We start from the raw sequence: 17,614 nt of genomic DNA on the forward strand, positions 1-17,614 counted from the left end.
AAATAAAGGATAAGCAATGTTAAAAAAAAATATCTTTGAAGGATACTAAAAAAACACTCATGAAAAAATCCATAGTAGCTACCACACTTGCACTAGTTGCCCTTATTTCATTTTATTCTTGTGAAAAGGAAAAACAAGAAGTAACAATCATAGAGCAAAGCCTTGAAAAAACTATTAAAGTAAATGAAAGTGCTACTTTTACATTACCGGTAAATGAATCGGATGATGCCTATAAAATTACTACAGATGCGGCACATGCTTATGTGAGCAAATTGAGTGATGACCTTTCAGGCAATGCAGTTTACACCTACACTCCTGAAAAGGATTATGTAGGTAATGATTTAATTGTAGTGTCTACCGTAGAAGAAAAACAGCACGGAAATAAAGGAAACAAAGGGCATCACAAAGGAGGTTCAAAAGGGGGACATTGTCATGGCGACGATAAAGGCGAACAACAAATGAAGGTTACCATTCGGATAAATATCCTTAAAGAGGAAGTTACTACTCCGGCTGCATCTAGTGCTATAAACGCAAACTAATCGCTAAAAGAATAGTTAAGTTGCTTTAGCAGTAGAATGAGTTGAGGCAATAACATTTTTTTTTCATTGTTGTAGAGTACGAAATCCGAACGTTTCATTTTTTCTTTCTCCGGGAGTTGTTTTTTAATTCGACTCATAATTTCTGAACGGCTTGTATTTGTGCGTTGCATAGCTCGTTTAATTCGCAGTTCCTGTGGGGCATAAACACTAACTATTTTATCCATCCCTTTATAACTGCCGCTTTCAAAAAGTATTGCAGCTTCTTTTGCAACAATGGGATTGTGCTTTTTTGATTTTAACCAATTGGCGTAATGAACGGCCAAGGCAGGATGAATAATCGAATTTAAGACTTCCAATCTTTCTTGATTTAAAAATACCTGAGCCGCCAGTTTTTTTCTGTCAATCGCACCGGATTCATCTAATATTCCATTTCCAAAAACTTGAATTACTTTTTTTTGAATGGGCTGTGTATTTAGCAATTTCTTTGCTTCTTCATCAGCGTTGTAAACAGGTATTCCAAAGTGTTCTAGCACATTGCACACAGTTGTTTTGCCACTGCCAATACCACCTGTTACCCCTAATTGAATCATCTTTTACGAAGAATATATTCTACTTTATCCGTTTCGATTTTTGTATTGCGAACTACCTCCGGAAATTTAACGAGTTTTAATTTTAAAGAGGTTGCATTCTCATCATAATAGGCTAACAACGAAAACTGGTCGGCGGTTACTTTTTCATAATTACTTAAACCTACCAAGTAAGTAATTTTAACCTTTTCGGGAAATGTTTTAATCGTGAATTGTTCGGGTAGGTTAAGCACTTCCACCGGCAATTCGATAGTTCCTTCAGTAAATTTTTCGACAGGTATTTTCACAACCACTTTCTTGGTCGAGAATTCCACACTGTTTAGTTCGTCCGGAATTATAATTTCAGCAGCTCTAGCAACCGATTTGTTGAGGTTATAGAAATTTAATTGTTGGGTATTAAGTTCAACAATATCAGCCATCACCGAAGCAGGACCACTCACAACAATTTTAGAAGGTTTAATATCCACTTTAGCTCCCAATTGAAATTGTTTTTCAAAAGTGTAGTTCAAATTTAAATGCACAGGAACAACTTTCACAACCTTTTTATCAAAATAAAAGTGCAAGGTATCCAAATAAATTTTCGAAATTTTAATTTGATTCCCCAATTGGCTTTCGAATTGTTGTGCCTGCGCGTACACAGGAAGGTAATAATCCTTAGCATTTTGATTTTTACGAATATTAGATACATCCAAGGTAAGCGTATCGTTTAAACGATTAAAATAAAATCCTAAAAAAGTAAAACCGCGTGCAGCTAACTGTACATCCACCTTTAGTGGCAACTTATTGGCCAACATTTTATCTTTCGGAAAATTCGTGTAACGCAAATTAAAAGTAACAGGGGCCTTATATTCGTTAGAAAACACAATGAGTAGCCAAAATACAAACGCAACTATTAGGCAATATGAAAAAGTTACCCAACGATTACTTGTACCGTTTGGATTTCCTGATTTAAGCCAATTTGTAAGCGCAATAATTCTATTTTTCATTTATGCACAATTTCAATAAAGCAGCGGTTATGCTTGTTGGGGCGAAATTTAAAAAGGTATAAAAGTCACACAACTTTGTAGCGCTTTTATACCTTTTATTTATTTCGCAATCATTATATGCGAAGAAAGAACTTATTGATTGTTTTGCGCTCCTAAAAGCGTTGAGCTGTCCATTGATACAGCACTTCGTTCAATTCTTAATTTCACTCCACCTTCTACTTCAATAATAAATGTTTTTTCAGCCACATCTACTATCTTACCGTGAATACCACCAATGGTAACAATTTTATCGCCCTTTTTAATCGCTTCACGAAACTTTTGTTGCTCTTTTGCTTTTTTCATTTGTGGACGAATCATGAAAAAATAAAAAACTACTACAATTAAAATAATCGGTAAAAAACTCATAATTGGATTTCCGCCACCTTGGGGCTGAGACATTAGGATAATTTGATTTAGCATTTGTTTTTGTATTTGATTTTAAATTTAGTTTTAAGATTGAGTTGGGTTGTGAATCAGGTAAACAAAACAACAACTGTTTATCCTGTTGAGATGAATACTATTTACCTTGTGCACTCACTTCCCCGGTAATCGTGAGAATTTTTGTATTGGGTATTGCATTCGTAATTAAAGTAACCGTTTTATTTTGCATGCCTGATTTACCACGACTGTCGAAAGTTACATCAATTACTCCACTTCCTCCAGGTGCTATTGGGTTCTTAGGCCATTGTGGAACCGTGCAACCACAGCTTCCTTTAGCATCCGAAATAATTAAATCGGATTTACCTGTATTTTTGAATTTAAAAGAATAGGATACTTTTTCACCTTCAGTTATTTTTCCAAACTCATGTGTTTCTGCTTCCAGCGACATTACCGGAATGTTTTCTTCTTCTTCATTTCCATTTGCCGAAGCGGGATTGTTCACTAAGTCGGTAGAAACTTGCCCATTATCACTGCTTTTACTTTTGCAGGAAGAGAAAGAATACATCGCCATAAAAACTACCGCAAGTGCAATTAGTTTGCTTTTTGAAAGTGTGTTCATAGTATTAATCAATATTTTCATTTTTTTAAGGCAGGCAAAAGTACCCATAAATTTGATTTGCATGATTTCAAAATAAGATTTTGCACTTTTTTTACATTAAGTGCAAATTCATAGAATTTAAGATGCAATTAAAGTCTAGAATCCTATATGGCTGCAATTTTTTCGCTCATGTACTGCCCGGATGTTAGCTTATGGTAAATTTTACCAAAAGATTCAATCGTGTAGCTTACATCTTCAAGCGTATGCACAGCTGTGGGTATAAGTCGCAAAATGATTACCCCTTTTGGAACAACCGGGTAAACTACCATAGAACAAAAAATATCATAATTCTCACGTAAATCCAAAATCAAATTGGTTGATTCGGGTATGGAACCATTCATGTATACAGGGGTTACCGGCGAGTTGGTTGTTCCGATATTAAATCCGGCTGCTTTTAATCCACTTTGAAGAGCATTCGTGATTTCCCATAATTTGTTTTTCAATTCGGGCTTGGTACGCATCAACTCAATACGCTTTAAGGCACCCACTACTAGGGGCATCGGTAAAGCTTTAGCAAAGATCTGAGAACGCATGTTGTAGCGCAAATATTCCACCACTTGCTCATCGCTTGAAATAAATCCACCAATCAATGCAAATGACTTAGCGAAGGTTCCAAAATAAATATCAATACCATCCTGACAACCTTGTTCCTGCCCTGTTCCACCGCCGGTTGCACCCATTGTACCAATGCCATGTGCATCATCTACAAATAAGCGAAATTTGTATTTTTTCTTTAGGGCAACAATTTCTTTTAGTTTACCTTGATTTCCGCTCATTCCGAAAACACCTTCTGTAATAACTAAAATTGCACCCCCGGTATTTTCAACCAATTTAGTTGCCCGTTGTAATTGCTTTTCGCAACTTTCAATATCGTTATGCGCATATACATAGCGCTTGCCCATGTGCAGGCGAACGCCATCTAAAATACAAGCATGACTTTCAGCATCGTAAACAATCACATCGTGACGATCTACTAAGCAATCGATTGCAGATACCATGGCTTGATAGCCGAAATTACATAAAATTGTATCTTCTTTTTGCACGAAGGCCGACAACTCTGCTTCCAATTGCTCGTGCTGATTTGAATTTCCGCTCATCATCCGCGCGCCCATTGGCAATGCAAATCCGTATTGAGCAGCCGCATCCGCATCCGCCTTGCGTACCTCCGGATGATTCGCCAATCCGAGGTAGTTATTTAAACTCCAGTTTAGTCTCTTTTTACCTCTAAAAATCATGTGTGGTCCAATTTCTCCTTCCAGTTTTGGAAAGGTAAAATAACCATGAGACTCTTTAGCATGCTGCCCGATAGGACCGCGATTTGCTCTTATCTTTTCAAATAAATCCACCTTGTGTTTGTTTAAGTTAATATTAATTGCTTCTGCGAAATTAAAGCATTTTTTTGATTGAAAAATTCAGTTCCTAAAAAGATATTAAACAAGTTCACTTAATTCGAGCCAACGCAAGGATTTTTCGTCTATGAGCTGAATCACAATACCATAGCGCTCAGAAGCAGTCTGTAAATCCACGTGATTTATACTACTTTCATTCATTTTGTTCGTTAGTTCGGCCTTTTCAAGTTCTAGTGCAGCAATTTCCTTTTCGAGGGAATCGTATTCAAATTTATCTTTAAAGCTGAGCTTTGCTTTTTTGATTGGCTCAACATTACTTTCAAAGGTTTCTATTGTTTCGGTTGCCTTTGGGAGGACACCTTTCTTAAGCGCTAATTTTTCTATTCTTTCTTTTTCATCCTGCTTGTCTCTGAAATCCGCATAATTACCGGTAAATCCGGATATCACTCCATCGCCTTCAAACACAAATAAACTGTCCACCAACTTATCCATAAAATACCTATCGTGGGAAACGATTATAAGGCATCCTTTAAAATTAACCAGAAAATCTTCCAAAGTATTTAAGGTCAATAAATCCAAGTCATTGGTAGGCTCATCCAGAATTAAAAAATTAGGATTTTTCATTAATACGGTAAGCAAATACAACCTGCGTTTTTCACCGCCGCTAAGTTTGCTTACATAAGTATACTGCGAATCTGGCGGAAATTGAAAGAGTTGAAGAAACTGCGAAGCGGTAATTTTGCTACCATCTCCCATGGGTATTACATCGGCAATCTCTTTCACAACCTCAATCACCCTTTTATCTTCATTCAGTATCATTCCTTGCTGGGAATAATAGCCAAACACAACCGTTTCGCCCACATTAATTTTTCCTGAATCCGCTTGTTCTAAACCCATTAGCATGTTCAAAAACGTTGATTTACCTACTCCGTTTTTTCCAACAATACCAATACGTTCACCGGTTTTGAAGGTATAATCAAAAGCTTTTACCACTTTTAAATCGCCAAAACTTTTATACAGTTTTTTCAATTCAATTACCTTCCCTCCTATGCGGTTCATCTTAACATTTAGCTGCAAAGCTTGCTGCTTAGGCTTTCCGGTAGCCTTGTCTTTTAAATCGTAAAATGCATCAATACGTGCTTTTGATTTGGTACCCCTCGCTTTGGGCATCCTGCGAATCCATTCCAACTCTGTACGCATAAGGTTGCGTGCTTTATCGGTTTCACTTTGCTCGTTGTACTCTCGCTCTGCCTTTTTTTCAAGAAAATAAGAATAGTTTCCACGGTAACGAAACAAATCTCCGTTATCCAGTTCTAGAATCTCATCACACACATTATCTAAAAAATAACGATCGTGGGTAACCATTAATAAGGCCATATCCTGCCGCGACAGGTATTCTTCGAGCCATTCCACCATTTCTAAATCCAAGTGATTGGTAGGCTCATCCATTATTAATAAATCGGGAGCTTCAATTAACACACGGCTTAGGGCAACACGCTTCCGCTGTCCACCCGACGTTTCAGCAATAGGTTGATGCAGGTTGGTTACTTTTAGTTGAGATAAAATTTGCTTTACTTTTACATCGTAATCCCAGGCGGCAGCATCGTCCATTTTTGCAGTAATATCTTGCAGTTTCTCCAGATTTTCATCACTGTGGTTGAGGTTCACTTCTTCTAAGCAAAACTCATATTCCTTAATGATTTTCAATACGGGATTATCTGCACGAAATATATTTTCGATTACGTTACTGTTTTCGTCAAAGTCGGGGTTCTGGTCTAAATAAGCGATGGAGATACCGTTGCGGTTTACCACATTACCGCTATCTGCGATATCTTTTCCGCAAATAATTTTTAGTAAGGTACTTTTGCCGGAACCGTTTTTAGCAATGAGTGCAACCTTTTGTCCTTGCTCAATTCCAAAGCTAATGTTTTTGAAAAGTGTTTTTTCGCCGTAGGTTTTGGTGAGATTTTCAACCGATAAATAATTCATTTTGCAAATGTAGGGAAATTGGGTATTTATTGGCACCTAAAGTTTTTTGCAACTGCTGATTTACCAATTTTGTTAAGTGCTACCAATCCTGATTTTCATACCTTAGCTGTTTCATTCCATATATATGAATACAAAAAAAATTGCCATTTTGGGTGGTGGAAATCTGGGCGCTTCTATTGCGGAGGGTCTCTTGGAAAGTGGCTACACCAAAGCCCCAAACATACATGTTACCCGACGAAACAGTGCCGCGTTGGGAACATTAAAAAGCAAAGGGATTATAATCAGTAGCAACAATGAAGCGGCTGTAAAGGCTGCTGATATTATTATTCTTGCCGTAAAACCTTATCAGGCCGATGATTTACTTGCTTCCATAAAAAAATCTTTGAATCCCAAAAAGCATATACTTTGTTCAGTTGTTTCGGGTTATAGCATTGAACAAATTACAAAGCAAATACCCGCCAACTTATCGGTGCTGCGTGCTATGCCCAATACTGCCATCGCCATAAGACAAAGCATTACTTGCCTAAGTATTGGAAAAGCTACTAACCAAGAACAAGAAGAAATAAGCGGACTATTTGAACAATTGGGAAGAGTGGTTTTTATAAATGAAAATTTAATGGATGCAGCAACAGTGCTTGGCGCCTGCGGCATAGCATATGCCTTACGCTACATCCGCGCAAATATTCAGGGTGGAATTGAAATCGGATTTGATGCAGCTACTGCAAGTCTAATTGCCGCTCAAACAGTAAAAGGTGCGGCAGAATTGTTGATTCAAACCGGCCATCATCCCGAGCAAGAAATTGATAAAGTAACTACTCCTAAAGGATGCACCATTGCCGGATTGAATGAAATGGAACATCAAGGATTTAGTTCATCGCTCATTAAAGGACTAACTGTTTCGTATAAAAAAATAGCAAAAGAATAATCCTTTTTATAAACACTTTTACAGATGCTTCGAAAACTCTTTTCAACTCAAATTTTAAACCTCAATACCAACATAGCGCTGCTGTTGCTTCGGATTGTTGGTGCAGGACTCATGCTACCGCATGGATATAAAAAATTGCTAAATTTTACAACAAAGCAAGAAACATTTATGGATTTTATGGGTCTAGGAAGCAGTGTTTCCTTAAGCTTGACTATTGGAGCTGAATTTTTTTGTGCCCTTTTTGTTTGCCTTGGGTTATTCACACGTATCGCGTTAATCCCATTAATTATTGCCATGCTAGTTGCCGTTTTTGTAGCGCATCATGGCGAAATTACAGGTGATGGTGAGCATGCATTTTTGTTTTTAGTGGCGTATAGTGCTGTGTTTATTGCAGGTGCCGGTAAATATAGCTTGGACGCAATACTTTTTAAATCTAAAATAGCGCATTGAAACTTGCAGGAGACAAAATACTCTTAATGCCGATTATAAGCCTTTTCGCCGGCGGTAATTTCAAGTGCTAATTTATTTTGATCGGGAGGTAATGGGCAAGTAGCAAAATCAGTAAAAGCACAAGGTGGATTATATGCTTTATTAAAATCGAGAATTACCTCCGTTCCTTGCTTTGGCACCTTTGCATATAAAAACCTACCACCTCCATAGGTTGTTACTCCGGAGGTTTCATCGGCAAACACAATAAATAAATCATCCTCCTCCAAAGTTGCATCCAACTGATACTTTTTACCATTCAATTCAAAGTGAAGTGTACCGCCATAGGGTGTTTCGGTAGTTAAACCTATTACATCGTGAATTGGTATTGTTTTTACTTCTTTGGGGGCTTCGTAACTTGCCACCACACGCCACGTTTCAGCTACCGGGAATCGGTCAATATGCGTAAAAGATTTTCTGGCATCACTCTCAATATCTTTTAAACGAATACCATATTTATCTCCACGCTTAATTATAAAGAAACGTAAATTCTTATGTGACAAAATCACTTCCTGTTCACCAATTTTATCATTGAAAATAATTCCGGAAGTAAAAAGTGAATCCTTTTGCATCACAGACACACCCTGCACAACACTTAATTTAACTTCGCCATGGTTTAAAGTAAAAACACCTATTTTTTCAGCGGCTTTCCCTTTTGGAAAAACTACTTGATTATATTTTGCACTGCCAACAGAATTCTCCCCTTCTTTCAACCAATATAAGCCTGCAACAGTAAGCCAACCGCTTTCACTTTTTAAGTTAGCCACACGTTTAGCATGCCATTGCTCAATTTGCTGCAGATAGGGAACGTTTTCATTTTGTGCAGTTATTGTTTGTGAAAGCAGCATAAAAATTAAAATGAGATTTTTAATTGGATTCATAAATTGTTTTATTTACATGCAATTTTAAGCATCTTTTGCTGAATTGTACCCTGTGTAGTATTCAGTTTAATAATATACTGTCCCTCGGCTAAATCATCTATATCAATACTGAAAAACGCTTCACCTTTAGGCTGAATTGTGGAAAGTAGCCGCTTTGCTATAGTACCTTGTAGTGTATACAAATCTAACCTTACAGCAGAATTTTCGCTCAAAGTAAATCGTAAATTTATTTTATCTGTCGCCGGATTTGGATACACCTGTATAGCTTTTGAATCTGCGACAAAAGCTGTTGCATGTGTGAAATAAGTATCACAATTGGTCAAGAGCGAAGTTTGTCCAAAATACTCCGACAAAATCAACAAACTATCTTTGCACATAAGCATTTTTTGGCCCCATTGGTCCGGGCGATAAAACTCCTGAGAATGTCTAAAATAGCCAATTTGAGTGAGGCTATTTTTTGAAAATGCAAATAAACCTTCCTGCTGATAATCGAGGTATAAACCAAAAGCATCCGCAGCCATGAATTTAGGATTCGGAATTGGAAGTGTAATAGAACTAATCAAAGTGAGTTGGGATGAACCTGTGTAGAGATAGCGCCGCAAACCTGCAAATAAGCCATTTACATTCGCATACAAGGTATCGTTATAAAAAGCAATACTGGTAACATTTTGAAAGGCAAGCGGAACATTCACAATCATATTTCTGCTTTGCAAATCATATACTTGAATGGATCCATTATTCGCCAAAATAAGTTTTCCTGCCGGCGTAACTAAAATATCGTTGACCTGCGGAGCAACAAATTGCGTATCGATTACAGCTTGCAGTGGATTAGAAATATCGGCAATAAAAATCTTACGTTGGCTGAGCGAAGGAGCTTCAATATTGATAGCTTTATTTTGCCACACTTGTGCATCTAGCCAATCGGTTGTAGCCGGAGTGGCATTAACATCAATAGAGGACAAAAGCGCTAAACTATTCGCATCATACACTCTAAAATCTTTTCCGGTATAAAAATAGCCGTAGATGTAATTTCCATTACTCGAAAAACTCACCCCATAACAAAAGCCTTGTTCATTGCTGGTATCGAGTAGCTGCGGCTGATATTTATCTGTTATGTCATACAGTTTAAAGCCATAGCCTTCATTGGCAACGACTAACTTGTTTTTGTAAATATCTGCGGATGTATTCCAACCACCTGTGAGTGTATTTCCTAAATCAATTTCATTATAAATATCAGAAATATCAAGCGTTTTGAGTCCATACCATTCTGAAGCCACATACATTTTATGTTGATGGATTGCTAAATCAAAATGCCAAAGTCCGGCATATATTTCAGTGAGTTTATGCTCGGTTACTGGATTTGAAGCATCGTACACAAATACATTACCACTAAGTGGAAAGGGCGTACTTGTATTGTAAGCGGCGACAGTAGCCACATAAACAGTATCATTTATCAATTGCCCGCGCTGTGGTTGCGCTACCGCGAGATAGGTAATTCCCTTTAAGGTATCCATATAATTTAATGTTGGCAGCGTCGGCGTTGTTATATCAAGTGAATAAAACAAACCGTTTGGATTAGCATTTGCCCAGGATTCAGTACCCCCTAAAACATGTAGCAAGGGGATATTGGCTCCAAAAATCACATCTTCGGGATCACAAAAGTTTTGTGTAAAAAAAGAGAGTTGTGTGAGTGTATTAGCATCAAGTAAATGCACGCCTGTTTGTGCATTTGGTCCATAGGCGCTGGTATAGGCTAACAAATTCCCCTTCACATCACAGCCTCTTGCAACAATGCCATTGCTCTGATATGCAAAACGATTCAATAAAGATAAACTTGTGCCATTGTTTAGCAAGAGTGCCATTTTACTTTTTAAAGAAACAAAAACACTATCTGCCTTAAAGGCAATATCGTAAGCTGCTTCATTTATGCTGTCGGGTTCAAATGCATCTAAAAAACCCGGCTGTGTAGGATTTGAAATATCCCACATACTTAAACCTGCATGATTTGCCGCCACAAATAATTTTGTTCCCTTAACTTTCAAACAGGCAATATTGCTGGTAAATCGATGTTCATAAACCTTAGCGTAAGGTGCTTGACTATTGCTTACATCGTACACCTGCAAAGTGTTGCCAGCTCCGGCAAAAACAAAATTATTGTAATAGGCTACCGCATAGCAGGCAGCACCGGTTGTGGAAGAAAGGTATTGAAGTTGGCTTTGTGCAAAAACGGATGAAATAAATAAAGGAAAAAGAAAAAAGAAGTATTTTACTTTATTAGTTAAATTCATCCTTACTGCTTAGCGCATGAATTATGCTTAAGTCTAACGAATTTACAAATTTCTATAATATGGATGCTTAGCTCTTTTTATAATATTTTTGAGCTTCGGGCAAATAAGCTTTTATGTCTTTAATGCGCGTTTCGTCACTTGGATGTGTACTTAGAATTTCAAGCGTTTTAGCACCACCTTGCTTCGCCATGCGCTCCCAAAATGAGATTGCAACCGAAGGATCATATCCGGCCATTGCCATAAAAACAAGTCCCATTTTATCGGCTTCCGATTCATGCACCCGGGAATACTTTAAGGTTCCGAGTGTAGAAGCAACACCATATGATTGCAAAAATATATTTTGCGTTTCCTGTGGTTTTTGCGACATGGCTACTTGTAATCCTAGTCCACCTAATTGCACCAGTAAACCCTGACTCATCCGTTCGTTTCCATGGCGCGCAATTGCATGTGCAATTTCATGTCCCATCACCACCGCTAAGCCTGCTTCATCTTGTGTAACCGGCAATAAACCTGAATACACTACTACCTTCCCTCCGGGCATACACCAAGCATTTACGGTATTATCATTAACCAAATTAAATTCCCATTTATATCCTTTTACGCGATCGCTCATTTTTTTCTGACCCAAATAACGGTTAACGGCAGACTGAATTTTTGCACCCACATTTTTAACCATTTGTGCTTGCGCATCGCCAACTGCGACGGATGGATTTTTGGTTAAGAATTCCTTGTAGCTGGTAATGCTCATTCCTATCATGGTACTCTCAGGAAGCAAGTTCATTTGACGGCGGCCCGAAATAGGCACTTTAAAACAACTTTGTAAAGTAAAGGCAATACAGAGTACTGCAAGCATTTTTTTCATTCTAGTAAATTTAATATGTAATTACTCGATGGTAACGTTTATACCGCGGTTTTGAATTGCGAAACGCAAAGGCATTAATTCCTGCAAAGCTCCAAGTTTAACTTCACATTTGCCGTTATAATGAATAATAAGTGTGCATTGCTGAGCCTGAATTGGGTTATGTTTGCACACATCTATCAGGGTATTTATTACATGGTCGAAAGTATTAAAATCATCGTTATGAATAACAAGTGCTCTTTTGTTATCAGCCCTAACGACGTGTTCGGTAATCTCTTCAACTTCAGTTTCAAATTGTTCAGTAATCATAGGCTTTAGGCTAAATAATAAGCTACGAATTTACGCTTTTTTTTCATACACAACTAATAGGTAGCAGGTTACCCCTAATTGTGCCGCTAATAAATGATAAGGCTATTTTGCAATTTATTTTCAAAGTACTAATCTTGTAACACAAACCACGCTAATTTGGAATTCACCAATTGCATCGCAACACCTTTAGGTTTCTTAATTTTAAAAGGAAATAATGAATTCATTAGCGTGATCACGTTTAGTGATGAAAAAGTTAATTCTTCCAAAGGGCTTCCACCTATTGCAAAAGAAGCAGCACTTCAACTTAAGGAATATTTTTCGGCAAAGCGAAAGGAGTTTACTTTTCCTATTCAGCAGGTGGGTACCGATTTTCAACAAACTGTTTGGATGCACTTACAAAAAATTCCCTTTGGACAAACACGCAGCTACTTAAAAATTGCAGCTCAATTAGGTGATCCCAAAAGCATTAGAGCAGTTGGAAACGCTAATGGAAAAAACAACTTGGCAATTGTAATTCCTTGTCACCGTGTAATTGGTGAATCGGGTAAACTTGTTGGGTATGCAGGCGGATTATGGCGAAAAAAGTGGTTACTCGACCATGAAAACAAAATCGAAAATGGGGTGCAAAAGTTGTTTTAATGGCATTTACAATCGGTTTAATTGATTATCGCGAGTAAGTTGTGGATCAAACCGAATAGTATTCACAAAGTTTTTTGCTTGCTCGATTTGTTTTGCCGAATAATTCTTCAAATAGGTAACCGACATCAAGTAAAGCCTTCCTTTAACACCAACCAAATAATACTCAGCAATGTAAGGATTCTCAGGTTTACCCGACTCTATTAGCAGGTACTTACCTCTCAATTCACCGAAATTATAAGTGTAGCTGTTTGATTCAACGTTATCGCCAACATAAATTTGTTTGGTATTAAAAAGAATTAATTCATACAAACTGTCTAGTTCTATGTAATTTTTTATTTGAGTATAATTGTATTCATCGGTAACAAAAAGATTGTAAATAATTCCATTGTGTCTGCCTTCCAAAATAAGCCTGAAGTCGCCTGATTGTTTGGTATGCGTTACCGGAAATGAGAGTAGTAAGCTAGGGTCAAATTTATACTCCACAAGCGAATCCACTTGCGCACTTAATTTAAAAAAGGGAGCTGCCATCAATAGGCAAACAACAAGTAATTTTTTCATACAGATACTAAATTTTGCAAAATTAATTTAAAAATAGCTGGAACAACAAAGGTATCTTCTATTTTTGTACGCACACTCACTTCAATATCATTATCACAAAACTTAACATTTCACCAACTATGAATCTTAAAAATGCACTTATTGCACTTCTATCAGTATGTTTTTTTTCAAGCCTAACAGCTCAGGTTAACACTGCAAAAAAAAAGGAAAAAACTTTTGTGGTACTTGAGCTATTTACTGCCGAAGGTTGTGCCTCTTGTACCGACGCGGATGAATTATTAAGTAAAATGGAAAAGAACACAGAAAAGGATGGTGCCGAAATTTACTATTTAAATTATCATGTTGCTTATTGGGATAATTTGGGTTGGAAAGATGAATATGCCAGCAAAAAATTTGAAGCGCATCAAGATTTTTACAATTCCTATTTGCCCGTTCAAAAATCATACACCCCCCAACTTATTGTGAATGGGACCACAGAATTTACCGGTTCCGACGAAGGTTTAATTAAACGTTCTGTTGAAGATGCTTTTTTACATAACAAACCAAATTATATTGCTGAATTAAAAGCGCAAAAAATAGATAGTGCAAAAATTTCGGTAATGTGCAATCTTGTAAATTTGCCACCAAATTGTCAATTGCAATTGGTGTTGGTTGAAAAGGACTTGCCGGCAGCTACAGTTAAATCCGGTGAAAACAAAGGAAAAAAAGTAATTCATTACAGCGCAGTTCGATATATGGAAACAATCGCAATTCCCAAAGACACAAACAAGGTAGTATTGAATTATAAGTTGCCAAAATTAAATAGCAAATATGTGTTGATTGCCTATGTTCAGGATAAAGAAGTAAGAGATATTTACAGCGTGGAACAGGTTAAAATTAAATTACAATAATGCTTTTACTTTATTAATTAATTCGGCATTATTTTCTAAAACTTCAAACCAATTAATTTCTTGATCCCGCCTAAACCAAGTCATTTGCCGCTTTGCGTACCTTCGTGTGTTTTGTTGAATCAGCAATAAGGCTTGCTCAATTGAAATTTTGGCATCTAAAAAGTCGAACAATTCAGAATAACCAACTGTTTTCAACGCCTTTAGATTTTTGTAGGGAAGAAGTCCTTTAACTTCCTCCAGAAGGCCTTGCTCAAACATGTGTTCCACGCGCAAATTTATTTTTTCGTATAACTTTTTCCTTTCCATTTGCAAGCCAATTTTTACGATTCGAAAAGGGTGCTCCATTTTTTTACCGAGGCGTAAATCAGAGAATTTTTTTCCGCTAATTAAACATACTTCAATTGCTCGAATTAGTCGATGCGGATTATTAATATCCATGCTATGAAAATATACTGGATCAAGTTCCAATAGCTGCTTTTGCAGCTTCTCGATCCCTTCTGATTCGAGCGTTTTTAATAAGTTAGCTTTAATAGATGCATCAGAATTAGGCAAATCATCTAAGCCATTACACACGGCATCCAAATAGAGACCACTTCCACCGACAAGAATTGCGAGCGGATTCTTTGCATGTATTTTACTAATTAGCTCATTGGCTTCTATCGCAAAATCAGCTACCGTATACTTTTGGTGAATGGATATATGTCCCAATAGATGATGTGGAACTGATTCTAATTCAGCATCGAAAGGGCGGGCTGTGCCAATTTGCATTTCGCGATAAACTTGGCGCGAATCGGCAGAAATAATTTCGGTAGTAAACTGTTTAGCAAGAGCAATAGACAAGGCTGTTTTACCAACTGCAGTAGGGCCACAAATTACAAGTAAAGTTGCTTGCATAATGGAAGATTTTATTCTTCCATATTTTCATCGAGTTGCTCAAACTCATCTTCGGGACTATCTTCGAGCATATCATCTTCATCTTCTCCCTCTGTTTTTTCTCCATCGTCCAATACTGCATCGTCCTCCTCTTCAATGGCAATTTCTTCGCCTTCTTCACCAAAACCGTCCGCAAGATCCTCATCATCCTTTACCAAAGAAGCATCCGAAAAAGCATCGTCGTCAAATATTTTTTCAACCACAGCTCTTTTTGATTTTGTTTTTGGGCGCTCATCTTCGTCATCATCAGCTGAAGGTGTGAACTTTTGTACTTTGTATTGGCGAATGGCTACACCCTGCGTTTTTACAGTACGTGGATAAAATGAAGCGTGATCTTCGGGGCTGAGTTTAATGAGCTCAACGGTAAATGTCCACACCGCATTTTCTATTTTATCAAAATCGAAATAGTAAATTAATTTTTGATGTGGATCATCAATATAATCGCAGAGATACGTTTTTTTAGTTTTTGATTTCCCTTTCTTATCGGCATTTTCAACAGTTATCTGAAGTGGAACTTCTTTTTCTCTTCGCCAGTAATCATTGCTTTGAAAAAAAGTTGCATTTTTACTTGCATCAAAACCAATTGCTTGTTGAATGGCTTCATGTAATTCTTCAAAACTTTGATTGGAAAGGATTTCAATATCACGATAGATATCGTTGTGGTCTTCGAACGAAACCCTGAATCTGTAAACGGTCATGATCTTATCTCTTAAAAAGTGTAAGTGAATTTCGCAATTTCTATAGCGTGAAATTAGAATATTAATTCTGCAATCTCAAATATTAATGCTTTAAAATCAATGCTATTTATGCAATTAAATTCCTATATTGCTGAGTATCTGTGTTAACAATTTGTTACTGCTATTAATCCAATTTCCTTTCCTTTTTCAAACATAAATGCTTTTGCCTCAACTGCATCATTGCGAATTACACCGTCCAATATCGCTTCTCTTATTGCATTTTTAATGATACCAATTTCTTTGGAAGGCAATATATTAAAGGCTTTCATAATGTCTTCCCCACTAATGGGAGGTTGCCAATTTCGCAAATGATCTTTCTCTTCTACTTCTTTTAATTTTTGACGCACCAATTCATAATTAGCTCGGTAACGATTTACTTTAACCGGATTCTTGGAAGTAATGTCAGCATCGCACAACTTCATTAAATCATCAATGTCGTCGCCTGCCTCAAACAAAAGTCGACGTACTGCCGAATCGGTAACAATACTTTTTGCAAGCACAATGGGGCGTAAATGAAGCAGTACAAGCTTTTGAACATACTTCATTTTCTCGTTCAAAGGAAGTTTCAAGTCAGCAAATATTTTAGGAACCATGCGCGAGCCTTTGTCTTCATGTCCGTGAAAAGTCCAGCCATGCCCCTCTTCAAAACGTTTTGTATGCGGCTTGGCAATATCGTGCAAAATCGCCGCCCAGCGCAACCACAAATCATTGGAGGTTTCACATACATTATCGAGCACTTCCAAGGTATGGTAAAAATTATCTTTGTGCGATTTGTTTCCAATTGTTTGTACCCCCTGCAAATTGGCCATTAAGGGGAATATTATTTTTAATAATCCCGAATCATAAAGCAATTTAAACCCAATGGATGGCTTAGGCGATAAAATAATTTTATTGAGTTCATCTGTGATGCGCTCTGCGGAGACAATCCGTATACGTTCCTTATTTTCGACAATGGCTTGAAATGATTCCTTTTGAATAGAAAAATTTAACTGTGTGGCAAAGCGTATGGCTCGCATCATCCGCAAAGGATCATCAGAATAGGTAATGGCCGGATTAAGTGGAGTTCGTAGAAGCATTTGTTCCATATCAGCCAATCCCCCAAAAGGGTCAACTAATTTGCCGTAATCCTTCTCTGAAAGAGAAATAGCCAAGGCATTAATTGTAAAATCTCTTCGGTTTTGATCATCTTCCAAGGAACCATCCTCTACAATTGGCTTGCGCGATTCACTGCGATAAGATTCTTTGCGGGCTCCCACAAATTCGATATCATAATCTTCATACTTAATGTGAGCAGTGCCAAAATTCTTAAACACATTCACCTGAAATTCACTGCCCAATTTTTTTGAAACTCTTTTGGCGAGCTCAATACCGGAGCCAATCGCAACTATGTCAATATCTTTACACGGTCGCTTTAAAAACAAATCGCGTACCCAACCACCTATCACAAAAGAATGAATATTCATTTCTTTGGAACAGTCGGAAATGATTTTAAAGACCGGATGAGTAAGGTGGGCTTTCACTTTTTATTTTTTGCAAATTTAGTTTTTAAAGCAAGAAAATTAAGTGATTTTTAGTAGGGCT

General features: G+C 37.2%; 19 protein-coding genes. 5 read left to right on the forward strand and 14 right to left on the reverse strand.

The window, feature by feature from the left end; genetic code table 11:
* Positions 1-59 precede the first annotated feature (59 nt).
* Positions 60-539 (forward strand): hypothetical protein, encoded by a 480-nt coding sequence (locus tag IPP32_09345; GenBank protein ID MBL0048283.1) that lies wholly within the window; start codon positions 60-62, stop codon positions 537-539.
* Here the strand turns inward: IPP32_09345 and IPP32_09350 are convergent.
* The 6 genes from IPP32_09350 to IPP32_09375 all read right to left on the reverse strand — a co-directional run bounded on the left by IPP32_09350 (position 536) and on the right by IPP32_09375 (position 6,528).
* Complete coding sequence (locus IPP32_09350) at positions 536-1,129, reverse strand: dephospho-CoA kinase (GenBank protein ID MBL0048284.1); 594 nt, start codon at positions 1,127-1,129, stop codon at positions 536-538. The genes IPP32_09345 and IPP32_09350 overlap by 4 nt on opposite strands.
* Positions 1,126-2,112: a hypothetical protein gene (locus tag IPP32_09355; protein ID MBL0048285.1), complete on the reverse strand. Its 987-nt coding sequence runs from the start codon at positions 2,110-2,112 to the stop codon at positions 1,126-1,128. The genes IPP32_09350 and IPP32_09355 overlap by 4 nt, the downstream gene beginning before the upstream one ends.
* 132 nt (positions 2,113-2,244) lie before the next feature.
* Positions 2,245-2,571, reverse strand: a complete 327-nt coding sequence (yajC, locus tag IPP32_09360) for a preprotein translocase subunit YajC (protein MBL0048286.1) — start codon at positions 2,569-2,571, stop codon at positions 2,245-2,247.
* Between the two features lie 97 nt (positions 2,572-2,668).
* Positions 2,669-3,151 carry a DUF1573 domain-containing protein gene (locus IPP32_09365; protein ID MBL0048287.1) on the reverse strand — a complete coding sequence of 161 codons (483 nt, stop codon included), beginning with the start codon at positions 3,149-3,151 and terminating at the stop codon, positions 2,669-2,671.
* A 143-nt stretch (positions 3,152-3,294) separates the two neighbouring features.
* Entirely contained in the window at positions 3,295-4,536 is a 1,242-nt protein-coding gene (locus IPP32_09370) for an aminotransferase class I/II-fold pyridoxal phosphate-dependent enzyme (GenBank protein ID MBL0048288.1), read from the reverse strand.
* Positions 4,537-4,620: 84 nt separating this feature from the next.
* Positions 4,621-6,528 (reverse strand): ABC-F family ATP-binding cassette domain-containing protein, encoded by a 1,908-nt coding sequence (locus tag IPP32_09375; GenBank protein ID MBL0048289.1) that lies wholly within the window; start codon positions 6,526-6,528, stop codon positions 4,621-4,623.
* A 124-nt stretch (positions 6,529-6,652) separates the two neighbouring features.
* On the opposite strand from IPP32_09375, the gene proC reads away from it, so the two are divergent.
* On the forward strand, positions 6,653-7,453 hold the full coding sequence (proC, locus tag IPP32_09380) for a pyrroline-5-carboxylate reductase (protein ID MBL0048290.1): 801 nt from the start codon (positions 6,653-6,655) through the stop codon (positions 7,451-7,453).
* 24 nt (positions 7,454-7,477) lie between these two features.
* Positions 7,478-7,903 (forward strand): DoxX family protein, encoded by a 426-nt coding sequence (locus IPP32_09385; GenBank protein MBL0048291.1) that lies wholly within the window; start codon positions 7,478-7,480, stop codon positions 7,901-7,903.
* 23 nt (positions 7,904-7,926) lie between these two features.
* Here IPP32_09385 and IPP32_09390 read toward each other — a convergent pair whose 3' ends face one another.
* The 4 genes from IPP32_09390 to IPP32_09405 all read right to left on the reverse strand — a co-directional run bounded on the left by IPP32_09390 (position 7,927) and on the right by IPP32_09405 (position 12,276).
* Positions 7,927-8,820, reverse strand: a complete 894-nt coding sequence (locus IPP32_09390; GenBank protein MBL0048292.1) for a DUF1684 domain-containing protein — start codon at positions 8,818-8,820, stop codon at positions 7,927-7,929.
* An 8-nt stretch (positions 8,821-8,828) separates the two neighbouring features.
* Positions 8,829-11,108: a T9SS type A sorting domain-containing protein gene (locus IPP32_09395; protein ID MBL0048293.1), complete on the reverse strand. Its 2,280-nt coding sequence runs from the start codon at positions 11,106-11,108 to the stop codon at positions 8,829-8,831.
* Positions 11,109-11,175: 67 nt separating this feature from the next.
* Positions 11,176-11,970 (reverse strand): M48 family metallopeptidase, encoded by a 795-nt coding sequence (locus IPP32_09400; GenBank protein MBL0048294.1) that lies wholly within the window; start codon positions 11,968-11,970, stop codon positions 11,176-11,178.
* A 21-nt stretch (positions 11,971-11,991) separates the two neighbouring features.
* Entirely contained in the window at positions 11,992-12,276 is a 285-nt protein-coding gene (locus IPP32_09405) for an ATP-dependent Clp protease adaptor ClpS (protein ID MBL0048295.1), read from the reverse strand.
* 156 nt (positions 12,277-12,432) lie between these two features.
* Between IPP32_09405 and IPP32_09410 the strand changes: the two genes are divergently transcribed.
* Positions 12,433-12,915 (forward strand): methylated-DNA--[protein]-cysteine S-methyltransferase, encoded by a 483-nt coding sequence (locus tag IPP32_09410; GenBank protein MBL0048296.1) that lies wholly within the window; start codon positions 12,433-12,435, stop codon positions 12,913-12,915.
* A gap of 6 nt (positions 12,916-12,921) precedes the next feature.
* Here IPP32_09410 and IPP32_09415 read toward each other — a convergent pair whose 3' ends face one another.
* A complete protein-coding gene (locus IPP32_09415; protein MBL0048297.1) occupies positions 12,922-13,473 on the reverse strand; it encodes a hypothetical protein in 552 nt (183 codons plus the stop codon).
* Positions 13,474-13,592: 119 nt separating this feature from the next.
* On the opposite strand from IPP32_09415, the gene IPP32_09420 reads away from it, so the two are divergent.
* Positions 13,593-14,363, forward strand: a complete 771-nt coding sequence (locus tag IPP32_09420) for a DUF1223 domain-containing protein (protein MBL0048298.1) — start codon at positions 13,593-13,595, stop codon at positions 14,361-14,363.
* On the opposite strand, the gene miaA is transcribed toward IPP32_09420, so the two are convergent.
* From miaA to IPP32_09435, 3 genes are all read right to left on the reverse strand, one after another.
* Positions 14,355-15,257: a tRNA (adenosine(37)-N6)-dimethylallyltransferase MiaA gene (gene miaA / locus IPP32_09425; GenBank protein MBL0048299.1), complete on the reverse strand. Its 903-nt coding sequence runs from the start codon at positions 15,255-15,257 to the stop codon at positions 14,355-14,357. The two genes, IPP32_09420 and miaA, sit on opposite strands and share 9 nt — an antisense overlap.
* A gap of 11 nt (positions 15,258-15,268) precedes the next feature.
* Complete coding sequence (locus tag IPP32_09430) at positions 15,269-15,994, reverse strand: hypothetical protein (GenBank protein ID MBL0048300.1); 726 nt, start codon at positions 15,992-15,994, stop codon at positions 15,269-15,271.
* A gap of 143 nt (positions 15,995-16,137) precedes the next feature.
* Entirely contained in the window at positions 16,138-17,553 is a 1,416-nt protein-coding gene (locus IPP32_09435; protein ID MBL0048301.1) for an HD domain-containing protein, read from the reverse strand.
* Positions 17,554-17,614: the final 61 nt, after the last annotated feature.

The organism is Bacteroidota bacterium (assembly GCA_016721765.1).
In the GTDB taxonomy this organism is placed as follows: Bacteria; Bacteroidota; Bacteroidia; order UBA4408; family UBA4408; genus UBA4408.